Annotated in this window: 2 protein-coding genes; both read right to left on the bottom strand. The window is 40.2% G+C overall.

The genetic code is table 11. The features are described 5' to 3' along the window. Positions 1 to 949 precede the first annotated feature (949 nt). Complete coding sequence (locus PPOP_RS13175; RefSeq protein WP_006286988.1) at positions 950 to 1,273, bottom strand: hypothetical protein; 324 nt, start codon at positions 1,271 to 1,273, stop codon at positions 950 to 952. A 3-nt stretch (positions 1,274 to 1,276) separates the two neighbouring features. Further along, positions 1,277 to 1,789, bottom strand: coding sequence for a hypothetical protein (locus PPOP_RS24340; protein ID WP_006286987.1), 513 nt, complete (start codon positions 1,787 to 1,789; stop codon positions 1,277 to 1,279). Between the last annotated feature and the right edge of the window lie 200 nt (positions 1,790 to 1,989).

Below are 1,989 nucleotides of genomic sequence, written 5' to 3'. Positions count from 1 at the left end.
CATCGTTTGCCCGCTGGTCTGATAAGCGGTAATGCGCTCCGTCCATAACGCTTGTAAACTCGTTTCCATTTTGAATCCATCCTTTCGTATGCGTAATGGATTCATTGTGACTGTTTTGACTTGCTGCACAGGTGGGATTGGTTTCACGCTTACCGTAGGGAGGAGTGCCCAATCAGAACGCCAAAAACGTTAGCTATTAACAGCAGCCTAGAGATTGTAAAACTGGAAGACTGCCGTTTTAGAATGCTATCCATGCTAGGATACTACAAGGTAAGCGGTTATGCATTCCGTTACCCAGTACGCGGAGGAGGATAAATATGTACTATGTCAAGCGGATGGTTTGTGGGGGATGGGGATACGAGGAAGAATTTATGGTGCCACTGAATGATACTGTCCGGCATCAATGGTACAAGCTCTCATATGGCGCATGGACAGACTCATGACAGTCGGACGCCGCTGCCGTGGGGATGTTGGGGTAATGATATCAAGGCTTAATGTTTTAACCGCCTGATGAGTCCCGGACGGAACGGGACGAAACCTAGCCGCATCTAGCGGCGATGATCGCGGATATCCGAAATAAAGGGACATCATTATTGATCTTTTCATCTTCGTAAGTTATTAACAATACTATTTACAATCATGTCAAATGGCTGAAATCTTTTATTGAATGTATCATTTCATGGCAGTGTTTATGAGTTTACACAAAGTTATTGACAGACCCAATTATCTTCCTGCGATACTTGATTACTAGAATCAAGTGATAATTGAGCAAGATTACTGAGTGGTCATTTCAGTCCAATTGAAATGTTTACACAACCTTTTATCATAATACGACTGAATAGAAATTATTTTATCATTATGAGGTTGTGCGGTGCAAACCGTCGCCATTCATCCCCCGCGTTAGAAGACGAGGGAATGCTGACAACTGATAGGTTAAAATCAACGGACATCACAAATCGATATCTAAGGTAACACTAGGTTTCATGTAAATTCTTAATACTGGATTTTCTTCATCCCTACATAATTCTATTTTTTCTTCATCACATCTTATTGTACTAATATTATCGAGGCCAATGTCAAATATGGGGTTAACTAAATGTTTGTGCTCTAGTCTTACAGATACATGTTCATCAAAAGTTGAAAAGTATAACTCGAATAGAAAATCCTTTACATATCCAGTAGAATAGAGGTAAATTTCCGCTTCTTCAACTAGAATCTTCGGCTCATTACAAAATATTTCAAGTAATTTATATTCATCAAACCTTATGCTCATTTTTTACCTCACTCCTGAACTTAAAAATACAGTTACTACCTCACCACTTCTGTTAGTAACAACCTTTATACCATTTCCAATGTAGTCTAAAGTACCTGGGTTTTTACCTGGTATGGGCTTTACTGACTTAATAACGTCTTCAACTACCATCGGAGGAATACCTCTTGGCTTCACAAAATCGTTAAATCTATCTGTCCCTCGTACAAATCCTCTTTCCAACGCTCTTTTTTCTAGTTCGGCTCTCACTTGTAGTGAATTAGGAGCCATTCTTTCAAGTGCATGTTCAGAATATCTGCGTCCATGAATTGTAGAGCCACCTTTAACCATATCCCAACCAGTATTTGCCGTCGCCTTAGACGCCTTCCCGGCGCTTTTTCCGGAATTTTTCCCGTTAGTTTTTGCCGATGTCTTTGCCGGTATTTTTTTCGGTGTTTTTTTCAGTGTTTTCCCCAGCGCTTTTTTTCTAGCAATCTCAGCATTGATTTTTTTAAACGCCCAACTATTAGCGGGATCCAATGCTTTATCTAGCTTCAGCTTAACAGAAGATCTACCTACATTACCCGTTCCCCCTAGTTACATTATTAGCGTTTTTCACAGCGCTTTTTCCGGCGTTTTTCGCGGTATTCTTCCCAGCGTTTCCCAACATTTTAGAAATTAGTTTAATCAATGGGCCGTTATTATGCGTCCATATTTCGGACTCCGTAACGAAGTAATTA

The organism is Paenibacillus popilliae ATCC 14706 (assembly GCF_000315235.1).
In the GTDB taxonomy this organism is placed as follows: domain Bacteria; phylum Bacillota; class Bacilli; order Paenibacillales; family Paenibacillaceae; genus Paenibacillus_B; species Paenibacillus_B popilliae.
The sequence above is the reverse complement of the archived record's forward strand: the minus strand, read 5'-3'. Positions and strand labels throughout refer to the sequence as shown.

What these genes read in the sequence shown, in the direction of transcription:
- PPOP_RS13175 (WP_006286988.1), bottom strand. Translation starts at nt 1,273, where the DNA reads ATGAGCATAAGGTTTGATGAATATAAATTACTTGAAATATTTTGTAAT.